Here is a 26,924-nt window from a genome sequence, read left to right as displayed (position 1 = left end):
AATTATAAAGCTACTCAAAAGAGGTAAAAAACACATCTTGAAGAATGGCCTTAGCTTTCTTAAGATTGCGTGTATCAAGTTGGTTAAGCATGTCTACGATTTGACTCATTTCATCGATTTCCATTGCCTCAAGAGATTCTCCAGCATTTAATGGTTCTTCTTCAGCAACCGATTCCGGATGAACCCATGATGCTTCTAAAGTATCCTCGAACGCTTGGATCAGAAATAACAATTCATCTGTGTTATATCTCTGTAGAAACCGATTTATCCCTTTATTCATCTCCTTATGTAGTGTTTGATGCAAATCGAATATTTCTTTTCCAAGAGGTGTTGTAAGAAACAGCACTTCTTTTTTATTATCGGGGAGAAACTCCGTGCGAATAATTTGCTGCAGAACTAATTTTCTAGTGATTTTGGACACGCTACCTTTCGGAATTCCGAAATGCTTCGAAATGGTAGTGCCATTCACCGGCTCAAGCTGTCCAATTGCATCTATTACATGCAGCATCATGACTGTGGAGTCTTGGAGGAAATCAATGATAAGAGGATTACTACAGTTCTGAATCAACCACGCCTTCTCTTCATCATCCTCCGATTGAAATCGCTTTTGTAATTGGGGAATCATCTCTATCAGTTTTTTTATCAAAATATCCTTATTAGGTAAGTTCTCGAAAGAATGCGTCACTGTTAAGTCTCCTCGTAAATTCATCTTATGCTCATTTTAACAAGACACTGCTCATAAATAAAGTTTCCTAGAAATAATATTGACAACAAGGAAACTTAAAACGTATTATTGTTTCCATAGTCAATATTTTATTTCTAGGAAACAATAAAACGAAGAGAAGGTATTTATATGAATGTCATAGTTATTTTTGATCATCCATACGGAGCATCAGCGTCCGAGAATATCCCACATCAGCGAAGCTATTCCGCAGCCTTATTAGTCTCCGTAATGCGAGGTCTTACCACCAAAGGCCATACGATTGATCTTATCGATCTGCATGCCGATGGATTTAATCCAGTCATGTCGCGCGAAGAACTTGCTGCTTGGCGACAAAAGAAAACCACCGAACCCCTAGTCGCCAATTATCAGCAACGGCTTATGGCAGCAGATCATATCGTCTTCCTATTCCCCATTTGGTGGGAGGCCATGCCCGCTCTTACCAAAGGCTTTCTTGATAAGGTATTCGCAAAAGGTATTGTCTACGAGGAAATTAAACCTGGACGGCCCTTCAAATGCTTGCTCACGAATCTTAAAGGAGTGTCACTGCTGACCGTAATGAACACGCCCGACTTCTTTTATCGCTGGATTTTTGGCAACCCCATCACCAAAATTCTGTTCAGAGGGACCTTCCGCAAAATGGGAATACGGAAGAACCTCCGTTGGTATAATTATGCCGGGATGTCAGATCGCAGCTTAGAAGAACGTGTGAAGCATCTTAATAAAACAGAACAACGTTTTGCACGACTAGAGTAGATTAGATTACTGAAGCTGGGACTGATTTCGAGAGCTGAACCTCGGGTTTGTTCGCCTCCCTGAGCACCAGCAATCCGATGAATAAGGATACAACACCAATAATGATCAGCAGTGCTCCCAGCTCCTGACTGTAGGCTGTTAACGCCACATCCCGAAAAGCCATCCCGCGTATAAGACGATTAAGCCAGTTCATCGGCAATGCCCAAGCGGAAATTTGAAAAAACTCCGGAAACGCTAATGGGCTCAATTGGATTCCAGTGGCAAGAAACGACGGATACAATACGAAATTAGTTCGTAAATTAACTTTGGATACGTCTTTGGCAGTATAACCAATCAACAGGCCCATAAGTGACAGAGCAAAGGCATACACAAACAGCGGAATAATAAAAAGATAAGGTTCTGCTTCAAAGCGCATTCCCCCCACCTGCTTTAACAAGCCATAACACAGGAGCAGCGAGATCGTTGATAAAACAGCGTAAGGTACACTACGAACCCAAATCTGCCAAGGAGACTTCCCGTTTGCAAAAAGTTTCCCCTCCTGCCGTAAGCGAGGGGCAATTGAACCTGCTGCGCTTGTTGTAATCATCAGCACCACAATATTCACAAATCCAATGACCATAAAACTCACATAACTTGTGGTCGGATTAAACAACATCCGCTGCTGCAGGGACAACGGAGAAGCAAGTCCTTTAGAGGTTTCGGCATCCATCCCCTTTTGGAGGAGACGGGTCATAGAAAGAGTCATATTTTCCGTCTGGATGACTTCCTGAATCGCAGTTCGGATGCCGGTTAGACCTGATGGCATGGTGTTATCCATTAAGATGCCGAGATTCGTTGATATCCCCTGCTGCTGATGCAGCCCTAACGCTTTGGGAAGGGTGATGACCGCGACAGCCTGCTCATTTGCCAATAATGTTTCTGGATCTAAGGGGCTGGCATACACATTAGTTACCTTCATATATGGAGAAGCATTTATTTTAGAGATCAGCTGTCGTGAATACGAGCTGTGATCCTCATCAATGACTACAACATGCGATTCGCTGATTTGATTCTTCGAGAACATCAAGCCAAAAAATATAGCCGCGATAAGCGGACCAATAAAAATCAGGCGTAAATACTTACTGCCCGCCACGTACTTCCACTCGTCAATCAGTGATTTCATCGAGCTTCACCTCCGCTGTCATCCCCGGAAGCAAATCAGCATTCGCATCCATAGCTATACGGACAAGAAACATGCTTAAATCGGCTTGCCCTTTTTCACGTGACATGCGTAAGCTCGCAAATTGAGGGGCGGCTGCGATGGAAGTAACCACACCCGTCACCTCGGCTTTATGGTCCAAATACGGAAAATGAACGTCGATACTTTGATTCACCTTTAGCTTTTGGATTTCGCTCTCCTGTATGTAAAGGTCTGTATAAAAGTTGTTTTTTTGCAAAACCGCCATTGGCATTCCTAGCTGTATTTGATCTCCCGGCTTCACAACAATCCTGTTGACCGATCCGTCATCCGGCGCGAGTACATCTGTTTCTCCTTCTTCAGCGGATTTAACCTTGAACAATACCTCTCCCTGTTTTATAGAATCACCTACAGCCACACTGACCTCTACAATTGACCCTGGACTGTTCTGATAAAATATAGTCTTTTGCTCTGCATCAAGAATCCCTTGTTTCCTGCTCTCAGCTTGACTGACAGCATCCTTTCCTTTTATAGCAAGTAGCGAACCTCCAACGATTAACGCAATCGCAATTCCAATATATAAACCTGCTTTTATCTTCATTTCCCACTCTCTCCCCTTACCATTTTTTTAGCCGTATTTTCGGCAGCCTCCATAATCACTTCTCCCAATGTGGGATGAGGGTGAATGGTCATCGCCAAATCCTCTACAGTTGCTCCCATCTCAATGGCAAGGGCAAGCTCCGACACCAGTGTAGATGCTTCTACTCCAACAATTTGGGCACCAATAACGATTCCCGAGGTTGGGTCCGCTACAATTTTGACGAACCCTTCCGTTTCCCTCAAGGCCAATGCTCTCCCGTTAATCCCAAAAGAAGATTTGCCAATAACCAGCGGGATGCCTTTTGCCTTTGCTTCTGTTTCACTTAAGCCAACACTGGCCAGCTCTGGATCAGAAAAAACAACAAGCGGAATGGCTCTATAATCAACCTCGGAGGAAAGACCTGCTATGGCTTCTGCCGCAATTTTGGCTTCATAGGACGCCTTGTGAGCAAGGGCAGGACCCGACGTAATATCTCCAATTGCAAAAATATTCGAGATAGCCGTTCTGCACTGTTCATCTGTCTTAAGGAACCCCCTGCTCGTCACTGGCAAACCTATACGGTCCAGCCCTAAATTGCCGTCTGTATTTGGTTTTCTGCCGACAGTGACTAACACATATTCCGCTGTCACATGCAGCTGCTCCTGATTTTTCAAATAATGCAGTGTGATGGCGTCTGCACTCTGCACTACGTTCACAGCTGTAGCTCCGGTAATCATCTTAATCCCATCAGCTTTCAACTGCCTTCCAACAGGGCTCACAAGCTCCGCCTCAAATCCAGGCAGTACTTGATCTCCTCCCTCCAGAATCGTTACCGTTGTTCCAAATTTGGCATACATTTGCCCCAGCTCAACGCCTATATATCCACCGCCAATAACTACTAGGCTAGTTGGAACTTCACGGAGCGACAAAGCTTCTGTCGAAGACAAAACACGTCCGCCAACTGGAAAGGCTTGCAGCTCAATCGGACGTGATCCTGTGGCTAAGATGGCATTTTTAAAAGAAATGCTTTGCTCTTGTCCAGACTGACTGATAATAGCGGTATGCTCATCGACCAATCTGGCCTCCCCTTCCAAAATGCTCACACCTGCAGTCTTCAATAAATAGCCAACTCCACCTGCCTGCTTATTCACAATTCCTTGTTTGAAATCCTGAGTATTCTTAAATGACACTGCCGCATCCGCAGAGCTGAACGGTCTAAGCAACTCGTAACGATGGGATTCAGCAATTAATGCTTTGGAGGGAATACACCCAACATTAGTGCAGACCCCACCTAGCTGATTGCGTTCAACAATCGCCGTTCTCATTCCAAGTTGTGAAGATCGCAGCGCCGCCACATACCCACCCGGACCAGATCCAATGACCAATGTTTCTACGAACTCAAGATTCCCCATCTCCTGATACCTCCTGTACCTGCTATTTAAAATATGATGATCGTAATATATTATTACCATCATATTTTAAAACCGTCAACAACCGTGTTTATCCTTTCATAAGCAGACAGTGCTCAGAATCGTTAAATTGACAGGCTTTATTATGATGCATATAATATTTTAAAAGTAGAATTATGAAGCTATGGAGTGATTATGATGCCCTATCCCAAAGGCCATAAAATAAAAGTACGTAATACGATTGTTGAAAGTGCTGCCCAGGCTTTTCGCACCCATGGCATTCATGATGTAAGTGTTCCATTCATTATGAAGGGAGCCGGATTGACTCACGGCGGGTTTTATTCACATTTTGACAACAAAGAACAACTCGTCGCCGAAGCCTGCCGGTATGCCATCAGCGATACCATCGCACTTTTGCAGAAGGTCGCGGACCAGGAAGAGCAGAACCCCAAAATCAATGCGGTCATTGACTATTATTTAAGTCCGTATCACCGCGACAAAACGGAGATGGGCTGTATTATCCCTGCCCTTTCTGCCGAGATATCTCATTCTTCCGAAGAAGTTCGGCAAGTATTCACCCAGGAACTGGAGCGGATGACTGCTTTTATCTCCGATCTGGCGGGAATTGAACCCTCCAAAGGTAGCGCACTGTTCAGCACCATGGTTGGCTCTCTAGTTCTTGCAAGGACTGTAAATGACCCTGAACTGAGCGACAGCCTTCTTTCGTCAGGCAAACGGTATGCTAAAGAGCTGGTTACGATCTAAAAACAATAAACACCCCAAACAAATGAATCCAACTCAGAAAATTTTCGTAATATTATGAATTATAGATAACTGAGGGGTGTATCCAATGAACGAGCAGTATACAGCAAGGGTTGAATTGTTCGCAAAGAACGCGCAGAGGATCAAAAAGGCTTTTCCTTGGCATAATGCAATGGTTAGCCGTTTGGCGGGGTTACTGTACACAGCAGAGAATAAAAGTGCAGATGAGGATGCGATTCGTGCGAGCCACGAGCTTATTAAAGAAAATACCGGAATGTTTTCTTCGTTTAGGGGGAACTCTGCAATCAGTATTGCTACTATGCTCTCTCTTTCTGCTGACAAGGAACAACAGCTTGCAAACACACTGACCGTGTATGACTTATTGAAGGACATCAAATTTAGAGCCTCTGATTATCTCGTCGTTGCCGCTTATCAAATCGCCGCTAATACGACAACAGATCAGTATCAGCGTACGGTAGAACGCGCAAAGATGTTTTACGATAGTATGAAAGCGAAGCACCGTTTCCTTACCGGACATGATGATTATATCTTCTCTGCCATGCTCGGCCTTTCCGATATCGACGTGGACAGCGGCATCGACCGGATGGAGCAGCTTTACACTACACTAAAGCCTGAATTTATGTCGGGGAACAGTGTGCAAGCTCTGACACAGGTACTGGTTCTTGGAAAAGAAGCTTCAGAAGCAGCGGATCGTGTACTGGCATTACGAGATGCGTTCCGTGCACATGGCATCCGGTTAGATAAGGAATATACCCTTTCTTCGCTGGGCGTGCTAACTTTGCTCTCCTCCAACAATAAGGACATGGTTACGGAAGTCTCAGAGACCTTCGAATTACTGCGTACCAAAAAAGGCTTTGGCAGCTGGTCCATTGTAAAGCAGGAATTGCTACTGCTGTCAGCTGCGCTGGTAGCCTTCAAATATGTAGAGGATGTGCAAAGCGGCATTGTAACCTCGATGCTTTCCACCAGCATCACTAATATTGTGATCGCACAGCAGGCTGCTCTTGCTGGGGCTGCGGCTGCGTCGGCTGCGGCTGCAGCTTCATCTTCTTCAAATTAAGTGGAAATGCGAGGGAAGACATGGACTCGATACAACCAATCACCGCTAGAAATGAAGAATGTTTATACCGTCTACTGAATATTTGGGAATTATCTGTGCGGCATACCCATCTATTCCTGTCTGAACAGGACATTGATGCGTTGCGGCCACTGGTTATACAAGGGATGGAGCATATAAGTCATCTGCATGCTTTTATAGATGACCATGACCAATCGCTTGGATTCATAGGGATTCAGGATAACAAGATTGAAATGCTATTCGTAGAACCTGCTGCAATGGGAAAAGGAATTGGTAAATCGCTCGTTGCTTATGCTATACAGACACTGAACGTACGCTACGTTGATGTAAATGAACAAAATCCGCAGGCCTTAGGTTTCTATGAGCATATGGGTTTTCAAGTTTTTGAGCGTTCTGCACTGGATGAACAGGGGAATCCTTTTCCTATCCTGCATATGAAGTTATCGATCGGCTCACGTTAAAAGATTCCATCGCCTCTCAAAGCAAAAGAGACCGCTTCGAGTAGCCATAACAATGGCTGTTCGAAGCGGTCCTTTGTGTTTAAGTAGGATCAACTTTTGTTTTTGGTGTGGAAGCTCCGCTTATTCTACCGACTTCAACGCCTCAATCATATGAATCCGTTTGAGCTTAATATGCATGAAAGCCATGACTATGCCTGAGAACAGCAGTGTTAATAGCGCGGCATACACATAGCTTGGCCACTTAATAATCGGCGCGAACATCGTCGCATCCAGCTCAGCTGTATTCAAGACGAAGCTGTGCAATATAATGCCAAGACCCGATCCGGCTACAATACCAAGTAGGCTTAGCAGCATATTCTCGCGGTAAATATACAACGTTACTTCCTTATCATAAAATCCCAATACCTTGATGGTTGATAGTTCCCTGATCCGCTCAGAGACATTAATATTGGTCAAATTGTAGAGGACGACAAAAGCCAAAGCAGCAGCTGATACAATGAGTACCAAGGTTACAACATCCATACTCTTCATGGTGTCATCAAAGGCAGTACCTACGTTGCTGGAAAAGCTGACCGCGGCCACTCCCTCATTGTCCGTTAGCTTCTCGCCGAACTTGTCCTCCCATGCTTTATCGTGCGTGGTATAGTTCAGCAGCTCTGTGTTGAACACCGGTTCTTGTCCAAATACGGAAGAATAATACGCAGGTGTCATATAAACATAGTGCATTACATAGTTCTCTGTAATCCCTATGACCTTAATCTTGAATGTCTCGTTATCCTTGTTCACCACATTCAACTGGTCGCCGGGTTCAAGCCCGTATAATATAGCCAGCTTCTCCGAGATTATAGCGCCCTCGTTCGAAAGCGTGCGTTTTTCTCCACTCACTCGATCCCGCAGCTCCACATAATCGGATATCGCATCAACAGATGCAGGGATGAACATATGCACATCCTGATCATTTACACCACTGCTGTGCGCTTTCATCGTTTCCTGTGCCACACTTAGTGATCCAGTTATAGTGGACTCGCCAGTGATCAATTGCTCGTAGGCATCCCGCGCATCAGCAGACGCATCTTCATGCAGCGCTACAAGTGCATCATATTTCATAATCGTGCCGAACTGCTGAGGGGCAATGCTGCCGATCGAGTCTTTAAGACCAAACCCGGTCAGAATCAGCGCCGTACAGCCGGCCACGCCGAACACAGTCATGAACATCCGCTGCTTGTAGCGGAATAAATTCCGTGCGGTAACTTTCTGAACAAAGCTCAGCCGTTTCCATACAAACGTAACTCTCTCCAGTAGAATCCGCTGCCCGCTCTTTGGCGCCTTCGGACGCATTAACACAGAAGCATTGCTACGCAGCTCTACACGTGCGGCAATCCAAGCCGTCAATGTAGTGCAGATAAGCGCCACTATAATGGAAATGATGGAATACGACGGATAGAAGCTTTTGATAAGATCCGGCAGATTATAAAGTGAACTGTACGCATTATAGATAATGGTTGGAAACATGGTAAAGCCGAGCGCAAGTCCCGCAACCGAAGCCGTCAAGCTGGCAAGTGTACCATAAACCAAGAATTTGGCCATAATGTCACGGTTACCATACCCAAGCGCTTTAAGTGTCCCAATCTGCAAACGATGCTCCTCGACCATTCGAGTCATAGTCGTCAAGCTGACCAGCGCAGCAATCAGGAAAAAGAATACCGGGAAAGCACTCGCAATTGCCGATAATCGATCAGCGTTGTCTTTATATTCGGCATATCCCGGATTGGCACTGCGGTCAGTGACATAGACCTTCGGGAGCCCTAGTTCTGCAAGCTTTTGCTCCCCTGCAGCCAGTTCCGCCTTGGCAGAGACCAGCCCATCAGCAATGGCTTTCATGTTTGCAGCTTGTCCCTGCTGCACCACTTCTGGCTGGCGCTTTAAATCGGCGAGCTGCTTCTCGGCGGCGGCCACCTTGCCTCGTCCACTGGACAGCTCCTTCTCACCTTCCGCGCGCATCTCCGCAAGCCGAGCTTCCGGCACACTGGACATCGCCTGCTCTACTGACTTGGTATGCTGTTCGATCACTCCCTCATACTCTGGTGAATAAGCCTTCACTCCGGTTGTATCCTTGAAGGATAGATAGGCTTCCGTATAGACCGGGAGCTTAAAATCTGACTCTGGGATCGCTGCGAATGCATCCGCCGTCCCTTTACCAATTCCGCTGGTGCCCCGGGTACTCTTCTCTATAAATTGAGGACTTCGCACAAAGCCCACAACAGTATAATTCAAAGTTTCAAAGTTGTTCGACAACTCCGCATCCGTTCCAGCTCCGCTGAACGTTATTTTGTCGCCCAGCGAATACTTTCCAGCCAGCTTGTCATCCAATACGATTTCTCCGGAATCTTCTGGAAGACGTCCTTCAATCATACTGTACTGGTTAAGAGGTTTATCTGAATTGTAAGAATGGACTTTGAGTATCAAAGCATTATCGCCGCTGAACACATCTGCGCTGTAACCCGGCTGGACTTCATCGATCCCCGGTACATCGCTCAGCAGTTCGATGTTATCTTCGGTCAGACCATAGTTGGTCTGCACCTTCAGATCCATTAGTCTCGTCTCTTGGTAAAAGGTTCCGGCTGTATCCAGCATATCTGGACCGGCTGACTTGATGCCAGAAAAGAAACTAACGCCCAGCATAATGATTGCAAAAATCGAAATAAATCGGGCCTTAGTGTGCCTAATTTCACGAAAAATATCTTTCCATAACGCACGCTTTTTCATAGATGCCTTCTCCTTACCATTCGATATCTTCAACGGATACTGGCGAAGGATTGGTTACCATCTTCCGTACCTTAGCATTATTAATCTCAATAACCCGGTCTGCCATTGGCGCAATCGCCAAATTATGCGTGATTACGATGACCGTAGTGCCTGTGTTACGGCAGGTATCCTGAAGCAGCTTAAGCACTTGCTTACCAGTATTGTAATCTAGCGCACCTGTTGGCTCATCGCAAAGGAGCAGCTTCGGCTGTTTAGCTAGCGCTCTGGCGATAGCGACACGTTGCTGCTCGCCACCAGACAGCTGAGCCGGAAAATTATCCAGCCGTGCACCTAGTCCCACATCCTCCAACACCTTACGCGCATCTAGTGCACGCGGGGAAATCTGAGAAGCAAGCTCAACATTCTCCAGTGTGGTAAGATTCGGCACTAAGTTATAGAACTGGAACACAAAACCCACGTCATTGCGGCGGTAGCCCGTCAACTCTTTGGCACTGAACTTGGCAATGTCCGTACCGTCCACAATGACCTGGCCTTCGTCAGCAGAATCCATCCCGCCAAGAATATTAAGCACCGTCGATTTGCCCGCACCACTGGGGCCGACAATCACTGCAAACTCACCTTTATTTATCTCAAAATCAATTCCGTCGTTGGCAACGATCACACTTTCACCCATTTTGTAACGCTTGTACTCATTTTTGACAGCAACAAAGCTCATTTTCCATCCTCCTGTCTCTATCCAAACCAAGCCTAATCACTTTACATTGTTTCAGTTTATCATAATTAGAACGCCCAAGCCCGAATGGCAAACCCTCATTACTCAAGGATAAATTCACATCATTAATAAGTTCATTTTTTTGTAACAATAATGTAACAAGGAAATTTTACCGTAAACGATACTTAGTCAATTGATAATGTTATAATCACTTTGTTTTATTCACTCTTTTCAGGCAAGAGTGAAAGAACAAGAACAATCAGAAACAGGTGATCAGATGTTCGAACTGAAATGGCTATGGCAGAACTTAGAGGGCAACCGGACACGGTACATTCTAGCGCTCTGCCTCTCAGTAGTGGGTTCAAGTCTTACGATTGTAAACCCTTACATCAGTCAGCGCATTGTCGATACGTTTATAGCAGGTGACAATGCTCTGCAGAATCTTACACAAGAACGGCAATTATTGATTATGCTCTGTCTGGGCATGATTGGATTTTCTCTACTGCGCACAGGACTTGCTTATATTACAACCATGCAGTACGAAAGATCCTCGCAAAACATGATGTACAATATCCGTATTTTTTTGTACAACAAGATTCAAGGACAGGACAGAGAATATTACGACCGTAACCGTACCGGTGATCTCATGACCAAGATGACCGGGGATCTGGACATGGTTCGGCACTCGATGGCATGGATTTTCAAAACGATCATTGAATCGCTAACGATCTTCATTGCTGCTGTTATCTATTTTTTCACTATAGATGCTCAGCTAACGCTGTGGATGCTAATCCTGTCACCGCCCATTTTTATCGTGGCTTACATATTCGCTAAACGCGTCCGTCCTATGTATATTGACCTGCGTGAGCGGCTGTCCCAGCTTAACACGACTACTCAGGAGAATATTTCAGGCAACCGTGTGGTTAAGGCTTTTGCCCGCGAAGAGTTCGAGGTGCAAAAATTCACGGAGAAGAATGTCAATTATTCTACAGCGAACAAAAAGGCCGCTCTTGTATGGCTTGATTACTTTCCTTATCTGGAATCCTTCGCTCAGGGCTTCAACGTCATTCTAATGCTGGCAGGTGGTTTATTCCTGATGAACGGCCGAATCACCTTCGGTGAATTTACAGCTTTCTCTTCACTGATCTGGGCTATATCCAACCCTATGCGCAACATTGGGATTATTATCAACGACATTCAGCGCTTTTTTGCGAGCTTGTCCAAAATCATTGATATCTATTACGCAAAGCCTAATATCGTAAACGAGCATACGTCTACTAACAAACGCCGTTACGAAGGCCGTATTGAGTTCGATCATGTCCGCTTCAAATATGACAGCGCTATCGTACTTGACGATGTTAGCTTTACCGTTGAACCTGGTGAAACCATAGCGATCATGGGCTCGACCGGATCAGGCAAAACAACAATCATCAACCTGATTCCTCGCTTCTATGACGTAGCCGAAGGACGTGTACTCGTCGACGGCGTTGATGTCCGAAAGCTGGAGCTCGATGAGCTGCGCGATAATATCGGCATGGCGACCCAAGATGTGCTCTTGTTCTCTGATACTATCGATGGAAACATCGCCTACGGTGATCCTGATCTTCCGGAAGAAGATGCGATAAGCTTTGCCGAGCTCGCAGCCGCACATGACTTCATTACCAAAATGCCTGAAGGTTATGATACCGTTGTCGGGGAACGAGGAGTCGGCTTATCTGGAGGTCAAAAACAGCGTATTGCTTTAGCACGCGCTTTGGCAGTTCGCCGTCCGATCCTCATTCTGGATGATACGACCTCTGCTGTCGATCTTGAAACGGAGGAACATATTCAGAAAAGTCTACGGGAGCTGGATTATCCTTGCACGAAGATTATTATCGCGCAGCGTGTATCTACGACCGCGCAGGCTGACCGTATTCTCATTCTGGATAACGGGAAGCTGGTTGAAGAAGGCACCCACGCCGAATTGTTAGCGAAACGGGGCTACTACTACGATGTATTTAAACTGCAGAACGAGGGTATTGGAAGGCAGGTGACCGCAAGTGGCAAGGAATAAATTCGACGTCGATGAGAATCTGGAATCGCCGTTTAATATAAAACACTTCCGGCGTGCGATGGTATACATCAAACGAAAGAAAACGCCAATGATTGTTGCATTTATACTCAGTGCACTTTCAGCGGCCATTTCACTATCAGCTCCACTGATCATGCAGCATGTGATCGACGTGACCATTCCGGCAAAAGCGAAGCTTGCGCTACTGGGCTGGGCTGGACTGATGCTTCTGACCATTGTAGTCAGCGTTTATCTGGCTACCATTCGTTCACGTATCATGACGAGTGTTGGGCAGGATATTATTTTTGACATCCGAACAGATTTGTTTAAGCATCTGCAAGAGTTGCCCTTCAAGTATTATGACGACCGTCCGCAGGGCAAGATTCTCATCCGGGTCGTAAACTACGTTAACGCCGTTTCAGATGTGTTATCCAATGGTATTATCAACTTTATTCTAGAAATCGTGAATTTGCTCTTTATCGCAGCCTTCATGTTCGCTGTTGATGTGCGTCTATCATTTGTCATCCTTGCAGGGCTGCCAGTATTCTTTGTCATCATGATGCTGATCAAAACTCGGCAACGCCGGGCTTGGCAAGCAGTATCCAATAAAAGCTCCAACCTGAACGCCTATTTGCAAGAAAGTATCAGCGGTATTGGTGTGACGCAAATGTTCTCCCGGGAACAACGCAACGAAGGAATCTTCACACGTCTCGCAGGTAATTTCCGTACAGAATGGATGAAGGCTCAACGTTACAACTTACTTATTCCGTTCTCCGTAGACAACTTGTCTACGATCGTTACATCATTGATTTTCCTTGTAGGCCTACTAACACTGAGTCCTCAAGACATGACCCTCGGCGTCATTCTGGCGATGAGCAGCTACGCTGCCCGCTTCTGGCAGCCGATTCTGAATCTTTCGAACCTGTACAATAACTTCATCAACGCCGTTGCCTATCTCGAGCGTATCTTCGAGACGCTGGATGAGCCCGTTACCGTCAGTGATATTCCGGATGCGAAGACACTGCGGCCTGTAGAGGGCCATGTCACTTTCGACGATGTGACCTTTGCCTATGACCCAGGACTCAATATTCTGGAGAATATCTCCTTTAAGATCAAAGCGGGAGAAAGCATCGCTCTAGTGGGACCAACAGGTGCAGGCAAAACTACAGTCGTCAATCTGATCTCGCGCTTCTATAATATTTCTAGCGGTAAGATTCTTATCGACGATCAGGATATCTCGCAGGTTACGCTGAAGTCACTGCGCAGCCAGATGGGGATTATGCTTCAAGACAGCTTCATCTTCTCCGGTACGATCTTGGACAATATTCGTTACGGTAAACTCGATGCCACCGAGGAAGAAGTGATTGCTGCGGCGAAAGCCGTGTGCGCCGACGAATTCATCCGTGAATTCGATCAAGGCTACATGACGGAGGTCAACGAGCGTGGCTCCAAGCTGTCTCAGGGACAGCGGCAGCTCATCTCGTTCGCAAGAACGCTTTTGGCTGATCCGAGAATTCTCATATTAGATGAAGCCACTTCATCGATCGATGCGAAGACTGAGCGTTTGCTGCAAAAAGGTCTGAATGAGCTCCTTAAAGGACGTACCTCATTCATTATCGCGCACCGCCTGTCCACCGTAAAAAACTGCGACCGCATTATGTATGTGTCTAACAAAGGTATCGCAGAAAGCGGCTCACATGATGAGCTTATCGCACAAAAGGGGCTTTACCACCGCCTTTATACGGCGCAGAAGATGGAAGCTTAATTGAATAAACACCAAAAAAGCTCAGGCCGAATTGTAGCCTGAGCTTTTTTGCATAGGTACAATGTATTTTGGTTTCAACGTTTAGAAAGTTGCCCATTCCGGGATTTTAAGCCAAAAATCCGACGCCTGACCTCAGGGGTCTGCAAAACCTCACTTGTAATCTTAACCTAGTCCCCTCAATCTTGTTAAGGACAATATTAGCAAATTCATGGTAATATTAGGGTCTTAAGATGAATGCTTTGGATAAGCGTTAATATTGCTTTTGGAAGCTATGTATAGTTCTTAAATCCAGATTATATATTCTATCTGCTTACCTTTCAGGTTCACTCCCCGATTACAATAGGTTATAATTATATAAAGCAAGAATAATTACAAGGGCGTGATAAAGATGCAATGGCAAGAGGTTCGGTCAATTTATCCCGATCAATATGTGCTGCTCGAAATTTTGGATTCTCATACCCAAGATAACATACAGTTCATAAATGATGTTGCTCTAGTGCGTGCCATTCAAGACCCCGATGAGGCTACCCGCCTATTATTAAACTGCAAGAATAACAATATTGTTTATCATACCGGACAAGAGAATATCACCGTCGAACTGAGAAATCATCCTCTGTATAGGAGTAGATAAGATGAAAATTGAGTTCATGCACGACTTAATTCAGACATCGATGACGATTGACTACAAAGGAAGTTCCTTAAGAATAGACAATTTAGTCATTGATACAGGTGCTGCTCACTCTCTACTGTCGTCAGACATTGTCTCTGAACTAGGCATCAGATTCGAAAATGGCGATAAACTTGTCCGTAGCTTTGGAATTGGCGGCGATGAATATACGTTTCAAAAAACTGTTGATCAAATCCAAATCGGTGAATTGATCATGAAGGATATCCCCATCGATTTTGGTGTTTTCCATGAAGGTATCAATTACATCAACGGTCTTATCGGACTGGATATTCTAAAAAGCGGAAAAATGGTTATTGATCTAAATCAGATGGAAATGTACCCTGCAGAATCCAGTCACAGATAGAATCAAGAAGGATCAAAAATACATTTGATCCATATCATTCTCCAAAATATCCTCAAAACACTCTATCTTCTTACAAACAAGATCATATGCGCCCTGTTCACTGCTTACTCCTTCCAGTTCTATTAAAGATATGGGTAGGATCATCTTACCTCCCGAAAGCTGATGTTTAATTTCTTTCATAGCAAACGGGGAGAAGCCCGTTCTACTGAAAATCATTGCACCATGTATTCCCTTGGCTTCCATAGTTGGAACCAGATTTCGTATATCAGATACCGATACTTTATTCTTTCTATTTTTGCATTCTATTAATATTAAAGCGCCTAACTTCCATAAAAAAGCATCATAAGAAACATTACAGCAATAAATATCCACTTCTGCTCTTCCTCTTTTTTCTCTAACCCCAGTAATTTTTATACCAGGTATAGTACGAATAAAATATTGGACCAATTCTTCAAATTCTATCCCCTTATCATATGCAGCAGGGATTAATGTCAGTTGGTGAAGCTTTTCTTTCCAGTAGTTATAGTCTAAATTAATCGATGACTGAGGTATTGGAACAACCAAATTGGAATTATTGCTAATAAACTGGCGAACAACGGGTAAATAAGCATTCCGGCTTCGCATCATCAGTAGAATATTTTTTGATATTCCTGTATCCTCTTCACCTTTCAAGTACTCTCTTATTTTACCTAGTGTTAATATCAGTATGGCTACGGCTTCATCCTCCTCGATAATCTTTTGCTCAATTATTTCGTAAGAACATATGTTTTCACCAATATACTTTAAGAATTTCCGATATAGCAATCGGGCATTCACAGATTCTAATTCCATATCATCAATGGTAGCCATCCCGTAAAGAAAGACATAAAACCATTCACTAAATACATCAATATATTCAAAATATAAACCAAAACCATAAATCGGGTTAAGCAGTATCTCCTCTACTTCTCCGATTGTCCATTTTCCAATATGCATACTATTTATTTTGCTCATTCCTGATTCAAAATCATCTGCAAGAGGTAAAAATATGCCTCCCTCCAACAACATACCCCAGTTACCATACATGTCTGGAAAAGTAGCCAATACTTTACGACCAACCATATTGCGTAATATAAAGGAGTAAATCATACACTGATTTCCTTTTAAAAAAGGTCGCTCACGCTCCAGCCAGAAAGATATTGAATGTCCTAATTCTTCATTTGGATTATATGTCGGATCATTTGTCCAATAAAAAACCAGTAACTCTAAATTTTCGTCCTCAGTCCCAAAAGTCATTCCCCTTGGATATTTAATATGATCACTTTCAATGACTTGGGATAAATATAGCCAATGCATCGTTTCCAGCGAGTAGTATTCTATTTTTCGAATTTCTCTTTCGATTATCTTTGACATATTCTTTTGGCGTAAAACCCGATCGAATGCTTGCCTAGTTTTTTCATTCCAAACATGTTTTATACGAGAAATCTTATCTTTGTGCCCGGCAATAATATATAGTTTAGGGGCTTCTGTAACCCCCTCGACATCACTTTGAACCAAACTGTTAGTCTGGCTATTCGCCACAAAATCCTTGAAAGGATAATGATAATTATCGATAGATTGAACAATTATTTCTTCCTCCTTGATAAAACCATCCACAATAGAAAGCAATACACCAGCACTGCTGGGGAATCTCATAACTTCTCCTCCTGATTACTCTTCTCCGAAAAATCTGCGAACCTGCGAAGCTTGCTTATATGAGTCCAGTCGGTAGTCATAATCAGCTTCTATTGCCTGCTTTACCATGACCTGAACTTGGTGATAAGCATTCCATAAAAAATCACATACACCTAATGAATTGAGTATTTCCAACAACTCAGGGTTAGCATTATGTTCAGCTAAGTCAATATCAAATTCATTTTCTCCATAACTTTCAGAACCGTACTTTTGAATAAATCGGCTCAGATCCATTAAGGACTCTTCTTTAACATCTTCTCCGCTAGAAGAGTCCATCAGAAATTCGATATCGAGTAAATCATGACCAATAAATTCAAATATTGAGGCTTCTAAACTATTACAACATGAACCAGGATTCTCAGGAAGCGTTGTATCAGAAGGCAGAATATAAGTTAAAGTAAGATCAAGAAATTGGAAAGTAGAAGAAGTAACTGTTTTAGGATCCTTTGAATCAATAACGGTTAAGTAGTCATTAAAAGCAGGAATTAAAAAATCCCGATTAAACCCTACAAGATCCATTTCAGAACATAGTAACCAAACATCGTGTTTGAAATCCCAGAAGTCATTTTGTAAGTCCAGAAATTCTTTATAAGAATTTGAATGCTCACTAGTATTGTGAGAAAGAAATACCTTTAGTGACAAGTACGCTTGAAACACTAATGTCTGAAACATATACCACTTCCCTTTCTGAACGATGAAGGGAAACGATAATATTGTTAGCAGGTCAACTTGATTGGTTTCAAATACATGTTGAAAGGCTTTATGCCTCTCTATAGTTTCTGCAGAAAAAATTGTTTGCCCCTTTCTCAACATATCTAAAGCAAATTCCGAAAACATTTCTTGAAGATTATTATCATGATTTGTGGGTTCGCTATCTTTGATTAGAAAAGCAGTTAACTTTTCAAAAAACAGTAAGCTCGTTGCAGGTATCTGTTTCTCATCATGATAAAATTCTAATAAGAGCGATAATCTATTCCAGCTCCCAAAAAACGGGTGAATAAACCATGGTTCTTCATTCTCATATAATGATATTATAATTTCCGCCTCTGACGCAGTTCGCGCATTCTTAATTATAAAGTCAATAATTTCTTGATCTTCTAAGACTTCAGCTTTACTACCTAATAGCGCCCTTTTTTCCTCATTTATAATTTCTTTTATTTTCTCTTCGGATTCTCTTCTTTCTATTATTCTCGTATTTCTTTCTGCCTCATATTGATTGTTTATTTTTGGTTCATTATCATACCCCATAGTCAATCTAAAAACTTTCCAAAAAGACTTACTATCACGTAACTTATACGTTTCTAAAATTCGGGGATAAATTATATCAATAAGAAAATCAATTCGTTCATACTCCATGTCAGATGCAAAAAAATCAATATCATCAAGCAATAAGTATTTGATTTCAGCTTTTATCTTTTTATAGTTTTTTTTCTTGAAGTTAGCATATGTCTTAGGAAAAACCCCTTCAAATTCTGTGAGAGTTAGCCAATGTTCAGCAAACCTGGAACGTCTATAATAGTCGTCTAATATTAATTCTTCATTTAAATCAATATGTAACAAAAGTACACTCTTAATTAAATCGGGAAATTCAATCATATCACCATAACTAAATGGATAGTCTTCATCATGAAGTCTATTACATAAATACTGAATCTTGCCCTTCATAAACTCTTTCATTCTGCTATTTTTCTCAACCTCAAAGTTAAACATAATATCATTTAGTTTTCTGACAATACAGTCATCTGGCTTTGTATATACAGATGATTTATTCTCAAAGAGATCCTTATCGAAATAAGAATACTTTAAAGTATCAAATTCAGTAATAATCTTATCTGTAAGCATATTTTCCAGCTTAGGTGTTAAATTTATTTTCTCTTGAATAAAGATATCGTCTTCAGAGTCATCTTCAATGCTGCGCTCCGAAACCGTCGCTTTAAACATAAACAGAAGTTGATTTAAAAATGGGCATCCTTGGATCAATATTTGGCCAAAGAACTCTACAGTATCAGATAGATATAAATATAAGAAATCTTTAATCGATGGATTTTGAAATTTAACCAAAATAATTGCTGTACCATTATCCCGATAGGTTTTAATCATTGTTTTCTCTAATTGGGCAATAATACTTTCGAATTCTAAATTTTTAATAGAAGTATTACTTTCATTCATGACATTTAAACAAGAGTAATAAGAATTCTTTAAATCACACAATCTCATAGGTTGCGAAGATAAAAACAAAATAAGCGCAGCTAATTGTGCCCCAGGGGTTTGCTGCATAAAAACACTCTTCCAGAAAGATAACGGCTCATCTAAGTATTGTTTAAAGGCATTATAGAACTCTGTGGGAGAATTATCTTCGATAAGATTCATTCCATGGTTTAGAAAATCATTAATAACTCTTGGTCTATAATTATTATGATTAATAATCTGTTCATAATGATTAGCGATAATCTCGACATAATCCCATTCAAGTTGGGAGAAATAAAGATGGTTAAATAAAATTTTAGCTTTAATTACCTCGGAGTAATCTTCCATTTGAAGCATACATTTTCCGATATCAAATGTTCTATTAAGCTGTTCATCATGATACTCTACTAAGCCTTGCTGAAGTACATATTCACGTGACGTCAATATCAAAATTTTATTCTTTGATCTAGAAACAAGTTCAATAAACTTCATCATGTGCTTTTCTTCGTTATGCGGGAGCTTCTCATCTTTAAATACATTTCCCCAAAAATCATCAAAAAAGAAAACCTGTTTTTCCTTCTCTTTGAACATTTCAAGCGCATTTCTTACCGTGTCCGCATAAATGAATTCACTATACCCCATATGTTGTAAATAATACGCCGCTAGACAACGTGCCAGTGTCGTTTTCCCAATACCAGGCTCTCCAGAAATTAATATATATCTGAACTTTTCTAACATTCTTAGTGCTCGTCCAAAACTAGGATTTTGAACAAAAACCTTCACCGTTTCCTTTATTTGATCAAGTTCAAATTTTGAATTAACTAAGTTAGCTCGATGAACAATTCCTTCAATAACTGAAGTTAGAACACCAGTACTACTAATCCACAATTTATAGTGGGTTTGTTCAACACTGTGATAACGCTCATTTCCAAGTAGGTGATTCAAATCATTTCTGTCGATAATATCATCCCGAGTTTTTATTAAACCTTCAAAAAGATCAATGATTTCACTTCGTTGATCTTTTCCAAGCTCAAATGAGACTACAAGAATGTAACGAGTCGGATTTAAAACCTTGGCCTTTTGCTTTTCTTGATACTTTAAGACACTTCGAAGTTGTTTATAGTTGTTCTGATAGCACTTTACCTGAACAATTATATTTTTTTCTCCTTCACAATAATTGAGATCGATCCCCCCATCTTTTCCTCGACCTGAAATTTTAAAGGCCACCTGCTCTTTTATTTCTAATATGTCTCTAGCCAATTCCTCAAACTCACGTGGAGATAAGCAGTTATGAAAATCATAATTTGGCATGCTTCCAGCCACCTTTATATAAATTAATTAACTCTCCAAAGAAGATCTTTACTTCATAGCGTAGACTACATTCCATAGATATTAAAATATGGAATGTGAATAAACTGAGATCATTAAAGTTAATTCTAAGCTCTGTTTGTCCAATGGATCTCTTTTAAAAATCATAAGCCCTCCTCTTTCACCTGTTCTTATTCCATCCGAACTTTATTCTCTATACTGCAATCTATCCCCTTTAAAAAACTAGAATTTCCCATATAGTTTCGCTAATCAAAAATAAAGGTAACCCTGAAGCTGGTTGTTCAACCATCTCCAAGATTACCCGTAGTACTACTAACTCTATTCATTCTTTTTTTGTATAAACACATACGTACTCTCATCCGACAGCTCATCAGCAAAGCTGAAATCAAACCCGTCGAAGCCTTTGATATCCTCCACACAGGTGATTTGCCGCTCAGCCATGAAGCGTACCATTTCACCTCTGGCCATCTTGACCAGGGTCGCTCTCTCAACGATCTTACCGCCGATTTCCTGCCCGAATACACAGCTAATCATTCGAACGTTTCCGCCAACATACGGGGAGATGCACTTGCTGTATTCCTTAGAGGCCAGATTCAGAATGATGTCACTCTCCGAAAATAGCTGATCTGCAAGCTTCCTGTTCCAGAACTCATAGATAGACTTGAAACCTGGTCCGCTAAGCTTAGCCTGCATCTCCAGCCTGTACGGAACAACGCCGTCAAATGGCCGGACGATTCCATAGAACCCGGACAATATCCGTAAATGCTGCTGAAGATATTCCAGCTCCTCCATTTGAAGTACCCCTGGTGCCATGTACTGGTACTGGATACCCTCATAGGAAAAGATAGCGGGTGTAAGATTCCGGGTTACATCCATATCCCGAATTCGCTCCACATTCAGCGTGGCGATGGCATCATTGCATTTCCATAGCGATTTGGCTTCTTCATAATTCAACTTTTGTAATAAGGCCAGAAGAGTCTGCGACTCGCTTATGAATTGCGGCATCTGGCGGCAATCCATAAAATCCGTATCCATCTTCATCTTCTTGGCAGGCGATATAATGATTCTCATGTTGCTCCCTTTTCTCTTTTCTTACCCCCGCGGGGAATTTAAATGTAATCTTATCCTATCACACTTAATCTTCGTAGGCTTGGGGCAAGTTCATGAAATTTGTTCACTGTCGCCCACTTTGCCCGCTAACTCCTCCATCTGTACCTTGGTTGCCGTTTCTTCTTGTCCCACCATTCATGCCGGGAGAGCTCCCTCCATCTTTACCCCGGCCACCGTTAAAGCCCTGTCCCCCGTTCACCCTTGAACCAGAATCTGTACTTGATATCTTCTGAGCGGTGATGGCGTCACAGGAGACGAGCACCATGGAACAACTAAGCACTACTATGAGCAAAGCGAGATATCGCTTGATCCGCATCTTTGAACCCCCTCTTTCCGAGCAAAAATGGTCAACGTGGAAAATATCTTTTTAACATATACTCATATATATCTTTAAAACCCATGTAGGATAACACGATCAGCAGCGGATATACCGGATAAATATACCGGGACTTAATCTCCCATAGTAGATAGAAACCGATAAAGCCCAGCACCACAAGAATCACAGAGGTTTCCTCATACCTTTTGGCTCTTATTCCACCGATTAAGCGAACGAGTATAAAAACATACATCAGGAAATTCAGAACATACAGCAACCACAGCAGCCCGCTTCGGTAGCTCGAATCCCCCTTAAATAGCTCCGTAGCAGCATTAGTGTAGCTATAACGGTCCATGACAAAGCCCATTCTTCCACCGTTACTGGATGATCCATCATTCCCAAGTCCATATCGTTCCATCTGGTATGTTCCTTCTGTCCAGGTCCAAACGATTTTTTTATAATACATTTTCACTACGTCGCTTAGGCTCGCCTCGGAGAGTTTATGGCTGATTTCCTCTTTAAATAGCTGCGTACTTTCTGCCTTATTATAATTAGCATCCTGCTGATAGATCGTATAGCTCTGCCAGTTATCCCAGAATCCAAACGTCTCCAGATTGATCCCCATATTCAGCCACATATAGACCGGTGCGGAATTTTCGTTAATCGGTTCATCTACGACATTCGTCGCCTGCAGCACAGCATTTTGCGCCCAACCTGGAACATTAAACAATAAAGCCGTAATAAACAAGGCGCTTAGAGCCTTTTTCACCTCGATCGCACGCATGTTGAACAAAAGACTGACTACCACAGCAATCAGAAAAATAACACCGATACTTCGGAAATAGTTGCCGACTGCCAGGAAGATGGCTGCGAAGACAATATCCTTTAAGGACTTTCTTTTGATAAATTTCACGGCAAAATATAAAGCACTTGTCAGAAAGGCAGTCGCGATCACATCGTTATAAATTAAATTACTCATAAACAAAGAAGGAATATAGGTAGCGGCAAACACGAGAATGCCATAATCATGATCCTCAGACTTACCCTTGAGCTCTTTATACAGCAGGTAAATCATTAACGAGGTTAAGAGTGTGAATAGAATATTGAATATTTTGATTACCAGATAATTATCCGGAAATAACTGTAGCAACGTCTTTAAGTACACAACAATCGAGAAATTAAACGGGAACATATGCAGATAACCCGTCGTGTCAAAAGATGAATAATCATTCCTGTACAGCATATCGAGTGCCAGTGAAAGCACCGTCTGCGAATCATCCGTCGGCAAGCGAGGAAATAGAAAAATGATCACGATCTGAATGGCAAAAGAACATAGCAATATGGCTGGAATGACGATTTTCCAACTGTACTGATTAAGCTTCAGGCATATTTTATACAAAATAACGCTTAACGCCAGCACCACCACAATCCCTAGAATGAAAAAGCCGAGCTGTTGCTTCTCCAAAACTGGCGTGTCCCCATATACGAAATAATTATATTTCGCTCGGATAAAAAAGGAGGAAGCGATAAACAGTCCTATGAAGCATGCAAGTATGAGATACAATGTTTTTTGAATTGCCCTTACCATGGAAACCCTCCTTTTCACAGTAGAAGTCTATACAAGCACATCCCCCGATTCATAAAAAGCATTATAAACACCCAAACTGAATATTGAATGAAAGCAGCGAACAAACGTAAATAGACCGCCTCCCTCGCAAAGGGTTGCGGTCTGTATTGTAATTCTTTTTAAGATGAAGTTCATTTAAACCCTTGGAAATCCAAATCTTTCAGGAAGCGATTACTTCCTAGTATGCTCTTTACCCTCTTCGATACATTAGGTCCTTTAGGTGTACTACCTCGTCTATTCAGTAAGATCCATCTTAGACAAGCCCATGCTTCCAACACCTCAAGCTCTTCCTGCTCCATAAAATTCTCCAATAGATAAGCAGAACGGAACATATCAGCGTAACGCTCGGAGATGTGGACTTTCAGCAGAATAAGTGACCATGCAAAATCATATCTAGGGTCTCCCAACTGGCCGTTCGTCCAATCGATGACGGTAAATCGCTGTTGTTCCTCTACTATATTTCCTAAATGAAAATCTCCATGAATGATACGATCTTGTCTCATTGGAGTTTGCTCCACTAGAGAAATCACAGCTTGATTAAGGTCTGTATGCTCTCTCACTTCAGGAAAAAAGTAGTCGATGAAATCGTACTTAGGTAGTTGTATATGTTCCAGCTCAGCGATATCTATTTGATGAATTCTGGCTAAAATGCTCGCGAGCTCCTTCATTGTCTTATTATTCACTTTATGAATTGGCGTTCCGTCAAAGCTTGTTAACAACACCTTATTCCCATCCGGATTGATTCCCCAACCCACTGGTTTAGAGACGGCTACCCCTCGTTCGGACAGGACTTCCAATAAACGGTATTGAAACTGAACATCTGGTTTGGAGCTCTTACTCCATGTTTTCAAGACATAGCTTTCCTGATCTAGATTGATCTTTAGAACCTCAGCTTCAAAGCCATCATCCATCGGATGCGTGGTTAAGCTGGCTTCATGATAGAGTAGCTCATCCATGATTTCATGGTGTTCAAGCCAGTTTACATTAGTTATAGGGGTTCTCAAGAGCAATTCTTCCTTTCGGGTGATTGTATATATCCAATTATTCTTGTGGAATGCCAGCTACGATCTCAATGCCACCATCCCATTCTATAACACCGATTTCCATAAAACCCTCCTACTATTCTAAATTATTCCTTTTCTGATCGTAGACATAGTAACATAGAAGGTAAAATATTGAAATGAAGTATACAATAACAAAAAGCTCTGTAGAAACTCTACAGAGCACTGTCAGCTTGAATCTAACTTTTCTACCTATGTCACTGAATAAAATGCTAATCCGATACTTGAAAAGATAAGCAACAGTATGGTAATAAAAACCGCAGATCCTATATACTTATTCTTTCTAGACTTACCCGTAATTGATATTCCTCTTTTTCCAATAAGAGAATATAAAATGAATCCCAATATGGGAGTGGTCGCAATCATTAAGAATACCCAAATCCAAGGATTTATTCCTCGATACAAACAATCATTGTAGAGCCATAGACATGATAACGTTATAGTCAATAAAGCAAATACAACTACTAATACAACTAATGGAATCATAACGTTCTCCCTCCTTTCCTATTTGATTTAGAATTCACATGTCCCAAAAAAGAAATGGATACAGTTTGCATAACGAAAGCCCGCGCAATGGCGACTCTTTGCTCCCCCCTATTTCACTTTTCTTTTGTACTTTGGAATATTCATGCCCTTGATAACCTACATTGAAATCATAAACCAATATTTTTTTGTTTTTTGGTGCTCGTTGTAATCCGCACAATACTCGTTGTAATCTGCAAACAAGCATAAATGCCTTCGGCGTCCTTGTAAGGACGATAAGCGTTTAAGCGAGAAATATAAGACATAAAGTATGGTGCGAAACTTATACTTTCTTATAGTTGAGCATTTTGCATAATTCATATTTTGATTCAGAGTCATGGTCAGGCCACAGCAAAATCTCAGTATTGTGAAAGCTGAGATATAACTGGGCAGACGGGCAGAATTTCGGTGAACCTGAAATTTTTAAGCGGCGTTTTGGACTCTTTGCTTCGCTATGGCAAGTGCAGAAGCAAGTAACACAATCGCATTCAGATATTGGTGGGCCGTCACTTTTTCAATACCCCAAACATGTAGCTGGTCTGCGGTTAAATAGGTCTTCATTCGAGAATTGTAGCGTTCCACACTCGTTCGTTTATTGTAAAGTTCCTTCCAACCGCGGCTTTCTCGATGTGGTAGCGCATAGCGCCTGAGATCCATTTGACTGTTGATTTTGACCACCATTCCATAATTGGAGGACGAACAAGCGGCCATGCCTAAAGGACAATTCACTTGACCTGTCGCATGTGGACAACGGAATTTCAAGTGTGCCTTCTCCTGTCCCCAATACGTCATCGGAAAGCCCATCGAACCACAGGGCGTGCCTTTGCGGGTGATCCCCGCTGGCGGTTCCTTTTCATTTCTGGGATTCAGCGGAATAATGGCTTGTGCCTTGACGTTCCGGGCCGCCTCGTAGTTTTTCATTTGGTCATAGCCCGCATCCAGCATGAAGAATTTTGCTTTGAATTTCGCAGCGGTAAGCGTCATGAGCGCAGGCCCTTCGTCTCCGTCGTTCACATGGGCAGGCGTTACCTTGAGCGCCATCGGAAGTTCACTCTTCGCATCGACGGCCAGATGCAGCTTATAGCCAAACCACTTGACTTTGTTGCCAAACGTATCGAGTTTGACTCCCCAGTTGGCATTGCCGGTGAGTTCGCTTTTTCGCTTAGGTTCTTTTTTCTCGTAGGCGTGAATGGCTGCGCTGTCGATGGCGACATGAGATCCGTCGATGATTCCAGCTTCTTGGCACTGAGCCACGAGATCCTCAAACAACCGCTGCGCAATGCCTTTATGAGTCAAATCGGCAAACACACGGCTTTAGGTAGCAATCGAGGGCGCCGATCGATCCAGCCGAAGTCCACACTGGTAACGGAAACGGAGGTCAAATTCCAGCCTGCGTTGTAAGCCTGTAAACGTATCGATATTCTCCAAGGGAGCCGCGAGTAACGCACGAAGAATGCCTTGACGACAGTGCCCATCCGCTCCTCGGGGTGAGGGGTTTCTCAATTCTATCGCGTAAGGTCGCAGGTCCAGTGTGCTGAAAAAGATAGGTAGTCGTTCTTTGGATTCGATTTTTTGGAGCTCTTCAAAGGAAAATAGACTTTCTTGGAGAATATACAAAGGGGGCTTCCTCCTCTTGAGTGTTTTGGTGTCGTTACCAAAAAACTTCTCCAAGTTGGGGTGAAGTCCTTTTTTATACCCAAAATTCCTTTGTGTAACAAGGACTTAGATTAATGCAAAATGCTCAGTTAAGTAAGAGAACATAATGCAAAC

The 26,924-nt window shown here is 42.4% G+C and carries 20 protein-coding genes and 1 pseudogene; 7 read left to right on the top strand and 14 right to left on the bottom strand.

The annotated features are described in order from the left end of the window. Window positions 1-10: 10 nt before the first annotated feature. Window positions 11-685 carry a MarR family transcriptional regulator gene (locus MHI27_RS03860; protein WP_405175641.1) on the bottom strand — a complete coding sequence of 225 codons (675 nt, stop codon included), beginning with the start codon at window positions 683-685 and terminating at the stop codon, window positions 11-13. 168 nt (window positions 686-853) lie between these two features. Between MHI27_RS03860 and MHI27_RS03855 the strand changes: the two genes are divergently transcribed. Continuing rightward, window positions 854-1,477: an NAD(P)H-dependent oxidoreductase gene (locus tag MHI27_RS03855; protein ID WP_405175640.1), complete on the top strand. Its 624-nt coding sequence runs from the start codon at window positions 854-856 to the stop codon at window positions 1,475-1,477. Window position 1,478: 1 nt separating this feature from the next. Here the strand turns inward: MHI27_RS03855 and MHI27_RS03850 are convergent, their stop codons facing one another. Genes MHI27_RS03850 through lpdA form a run of 3 tightly spaced genes read right to left on the bottom strand, consistent with a single transcriptional unit; the run spans window position 1,479 to window position 4,646 of the window. Beyond that, complete coding sequence (locus tag MHI27_RS03850; RefSeq protein WP_405175639.1) at window positions 1,479-2,639, bottom strand: ABC transporter permease; 1,161 nt, start codon at window positions 2,637-2,639, stop codon at window positions 1,479-1,481. Next, on the bottom strand, window positions 2,623-3,255 hold the full coding sequence (locus MHI27_RS03845) for an HlyD family efflux transporter periplasmic adaptor subunit (protein ID WP_339800443.1): 633 nt from the start codon (window positions 3,253-3,255) through the stop codon (window positions 2,623-2,625). The genes MHI27_RS03850 and MHI27_RS03845 overlap by 17 nt, the downstream gene beginning before the upstream one ends. After that, window positions 3,252-4,646, bottom strand: coding sequence for a dihydrolipoyl dehydrogenase (lpdA, locus tag MHI27_RS03840; RefSeq protein ID WP_405175638.1), 1,395 nt, complete (start codon window positions 4,644-4,646; stop codon window positions 3,252-3,254). The genes MHI27_RS03845 and lpdA overlap by 4 nt, the downstream gene beginning before the upstream one ends. Before the next feature lie 195 nt (window positions 4,647-4,841). Here lpdA and MHI27_RS03835 point away from each other — a divergent pair, with 195 nt between their 5' ends. The 3 genes from MHI27_RS03835 to MHI27_RS03825 all read left to right on the top strand — a co-directional run bounded on the left by MHI27_RS03835 (window position 4,842) and on the right by MHI27_RS03825 (window position 6,965). Next, a complete protein-coding gene (locus MHI27_RS03835; protein WP_076286126.1) occupies window positions 4,842-5,408 on the top strand; it encodes a TetR/AcrR family transcriptional regulator in 567 nt (188 codons plus the stop codon). 85 nt (window positions 5,409-5,493) lie between these two features. After that, entirely contained in the window at window positions 5,494-6,486 is a 993-nt protein-coding gene (locus MHI27_RS03830) for a DUF4003 family protein (protein WP_405175637.1), read from the top strand. Window positions 6,487-6,506: 20 nt separating this feature from the next. After that, complete coding sequence (locus MHI27_RS03825) at window positions 6,507-6,965, top strand: GNAT family N-acetyltransferase (protein ID WP_405175636.1); 459 nt, start codon at window positions 6,507-6,509, stop codon at window positions 6,963-6,965. Between the two features lie 120 nt (window positions 6,966-7,085). Here the strand turns inward: MHI27_RS03825 and MHI27_RS03820 are convergent, their stop codons facing one another. Together MHI27_RS03820 and MHI27_RS03815 are read right to left on the bottom strand one after the other, a co-directional pair. Next, window positions 7,086-9,731, bottom strand: a complete 2,646-nt coding sequence (locus MHI27_RS03820; RefSeq protein ID WP_405175635.1) for an FtsX-like permease family protein — start codon at window positions 9,729-9,731, stop codon at window positions 7,086-7,088. 13 nt (window positions 9,732-9,744) lie between these two features. Beyond that, window positions 9,745-10,446, bottom strand: coding sequence for an ABC transporter ATP-binding protein (locus MHI27_RS03815; RefSeq protein ID WP_042184895.1), 702 nt, complete (start codon window positions 10,444-10,446; stop codon window positions 9,745-9,747). Between the two features lie 274 nt (window positions 10,447-10,720). Between MHI27_RS03815 and MHI27_RS03810 the strand changes: the two genes are divergently transcribed. From MHI27_RS03810 to MHI27_RS03800, 3 genes are all read left to right on the top strand, one after another. Beyond that, entirely contained in the window at window positions 10,721-12,496 is a 1,776-nt protein-coding gene (locus MHI27_RS03810; RefSeq protein ID WP_405175634.1) for an ABC transporter ATP-binding protein, read from the top strand. Further along, window positions 12,483-14,258 carry an ABC transporter ATP-binding protein gene (locus MHI27_RS03805; protein ID WP_042184891.1) on the top strand — a complete coding sequence of 592 codons (1,776 nt, stop codon included), beginning with the start codon at window positions 12,483-12,485 and terminating at the stop codon, window positions 14,256-14,258. The genes MHI27_RS03810 and MHI27_RS03805 overlap by 14 nt, the downstream gene beginning before the upstream one ends. 632 nt (window positions 14,259-14,890) lie before the next feature. Next, the gene (locus tag MHI27_RS03800) at window positions 14,891-15,289 is read left to right on the top strand and encodes a retropepsin-like aspartic protease (RefSeq protein WP_405175633.1); all 399 of its coding nucleotides are present in this window, start codon (window positions 14,891-14,893) and stop codon (window positions 15,287-15,289) included. A gap of 12 nt (window positions 15,290-15,301) precedes the next feature. On the opposite strand, the gene MHI27_RS03795 is transcribed toward MHI27_RS03800, so the two are convergent. The 8 genes and pseudogenes from MHI27_RS03795 to MHI27_RS03760 all read right to left on the bottom strand — a co-directional run bounded on the left by MHI27_RS03795 (window position 15,302) and on the right by MHI27_RS03760 (window position 26,771). Further along, entirely contained in the window at window positions 15,302-16,963 is a 1,662-nt protein-coding gene (locus MHI27_RS03795; RefSeq protein WP_405175632.1) for a restriction endonuclease, read from the bottom strand. Between the two features lie 15 nt (window positions 16,964-16,978). Further along, window positions 16,979-20,500: a restriction endonuclease gene (locus MHI27_RS03790; protein ID WP_405175631.1), complete on the bottom strand. Its 3,522-nt coding sequence runs from the start codon at window positions 20,498-20,500 to the stop codon at window positions 16,979-16,981. Window positions 20,501-20,836: 336 nt separating this feature from the next. Next, a complete protein-coding gene (gene yaaA / locus MHI27_RS03785) occupies window positions 20,837-21,589 on the bottom strand; it encodes a peroxide stress protein YaaA (RefSeq protein WP_341147066.1) in 753 nt (250 codons plus the stop codon). Between the two features lie 103 nt (window positions 21,590-21,692). Continuing rightward, on the bottom strand, window positions 21,693-21,944 hold the full coding sequence (locus MHI27_RS03780) for a hypothetical protein (protein WP_341127175.1): 252 nt from the start codon (window positions 21,942-21,944) through the stop codon (window positions 21,693-21,695). Between the two features lie 31 nt (window positions 21,945-21,975). Continuing rightward, window positions 21,976-23,532, bottom strand: coding sequence for a glycosyltransferase family 39 protein (locus tag MHI27_RS03775; protein WP_405175630.1), 1,557 nt, complete (start codon window positions 23,530-23,532; stop codon window positions 21,976-21,978). Between the two features lie 170 nt (window positions 23,533-23,702). Further along, entirely contained in the window at window positions 23,703-24,575 is an 873-nt protein-coding gene (locus tag MHI27_RS03770; RefSeq protein ID WP_405175629.1) for an aminoglycoside phosphotransferase family protein, read from the bottom strand. 249 nt (window positions 24,576-24,824) lie between these two features. Then, window positions 24,825-25,118, bottom strand: a complete 294-nt coding sequence (locus MHI27_RS03765; RefSeq protein ID WP_042184881.1) for a hypothetical protein — start codon at window positions 25,116-25,118, stop codon at window positions 24,825-24,827. Between the two features lie 459 nt (window positions 25,119-25,577). After that, window positions 25,578-26,771 (bottom strand): annotated as a pseudogene (locus MHI27_RS03760) (transposase). Window positions 26,772-26,924 lie beyond the last annotated feature (153 nt).

The organism is Paenibacillus sp. FSL H8-0261, from assembly GCF_045040645.1.
In the GTDB taxonomy this organism is placed as follows: domain Bacteria; phylum Bacillota; class Bacilli; order Paenibacillales; family Paenibacillaceae; genus Paenibacillus_AQ.
This window is presented reverse-complemented; position numbering and strand designations above follow the sequence as displayed.

Excerpts from the sequence above, each read along its gene's own strand:
- MHI27_RS03800 (WP_405175633.1), top strand. The coding sequence starts at position 14,891 with ATGAAAATTGAGTTCATGCACGACTTAATTCAGACATCGATGACGATT.
- MHI27_RS03810 (WP_405175634.1), top strand. The coding sequence starts at position 10,721 with ATGTTCGAACTGAAATGGCTATGGCAGAACTTAGAGGGCAACCGGACA.
- MHI27_RS03830 (WP_405175637.1), top strand. The coding sequence starts at position 5,494 with ATGAACGAGCAGTATACAGCAAGGGTTGAATTGTTCGCAAAGAACGCG.
- yaaA (WP_341147066.1), bottom strand. The coding sequence starts at position 21,589 with ATGAGAATCATTATATCGCCTGCCAAGAAGATGAAGATGGATACGGAT.
- MHI27_RS03820 (WP_405175635.1), bottom strand. The coding sequence starts at position 9,731 with ATGAAAAAGCGTGCGTTATGGAAAGATATTTTTCGTGAAATTAGGCAC.
- MHI27_RS03855 (WP_405175640.1), top strand. The coding sequence starts at position 854 with ATGAATGTCATAGTTATTTTTGATCATCCATACGGAGCATCAGCGTCC.
- MHI27_RS03845 (WP_339800443.1), bottom strand. The coding sequence starts at position 3,255 with ATGAAGATAAAAGCAGGTTTATATATTGGAATTGCGATTGCGTTAATC.
- MHI27_RS03815 (WP_042184895.1), bottom strand. The coding sequence starts at position 10,446 with ATGAGCTTTGTTGCTGTCAAAAATGAGTACAAGCGTTACAAAATGGGT.
- MHI27_RS03790 (WP_405175631.1), bottom strand. The coding sequence starts at position 20,500 with ATGCCAAATTATGATTTTCATAACTGCTTATCTCCACGTGAGTTTGAG.
- MHI27_RS03850 (WP_405175639.1), bottom strand. The coding sequence starts at position 2,639 with ATGAAATCACTGATTGACGAGTGGAAGTACGTGGCGGGCAGTAAGTAT.
- MHI27_RS03765 (WP_042184881.1), bottom strand. The coding sequence starts at position 25,118 with ATGATTCCATTAGTTGTATTAGTAGTTGTATTTGCTTTATTGACTATA.
- MHI27_RS03835 (WP_076286126.1), top strand. The coding sequence starts at position 4,842 with ATGCCCTATCCCAAAGGCCATAAAATAAAAGTACGTAATACGATTGTT.
- lpdA (WP_405175638.1), bottom strand. The coding sequence starts at position 4,646 with ATGGGGAATCTTGAGTTCGTAGAAACATTGGTCATTGGATCTGGTCCG.
- MHI27_RS03775 (WP_405175630.1), bottom strand. The coding sequence starts at position 23,532 with ATGGTAAGGGCAATTCAAAAAACATTGTATCTCATACTTGCATGCTTC.
- MHI27_RS03825 (WP_405175636.1), top strand. The coding sequence starts at position 6,507 with ATGGACTCGATACAACCAATCACCGCTAGAAATGAAGAATGTTTATAC.
- MHI27_RS03780 (WP_341127175.1), bottom strand. The coding sequence starts at position 21,944 with ATGCGGATCAAGCGATATCTCGCTTTGCTCATAGTAGTGCTTAGTTGT.
- MHI27_RS03795 (WP_405175632.1), bottom strand. The coding sequence starts at position 16,963 with ATGAGATTCCCCAGCAGTGCTGGTGTATTGCTTTCTATTGTGGATGGT.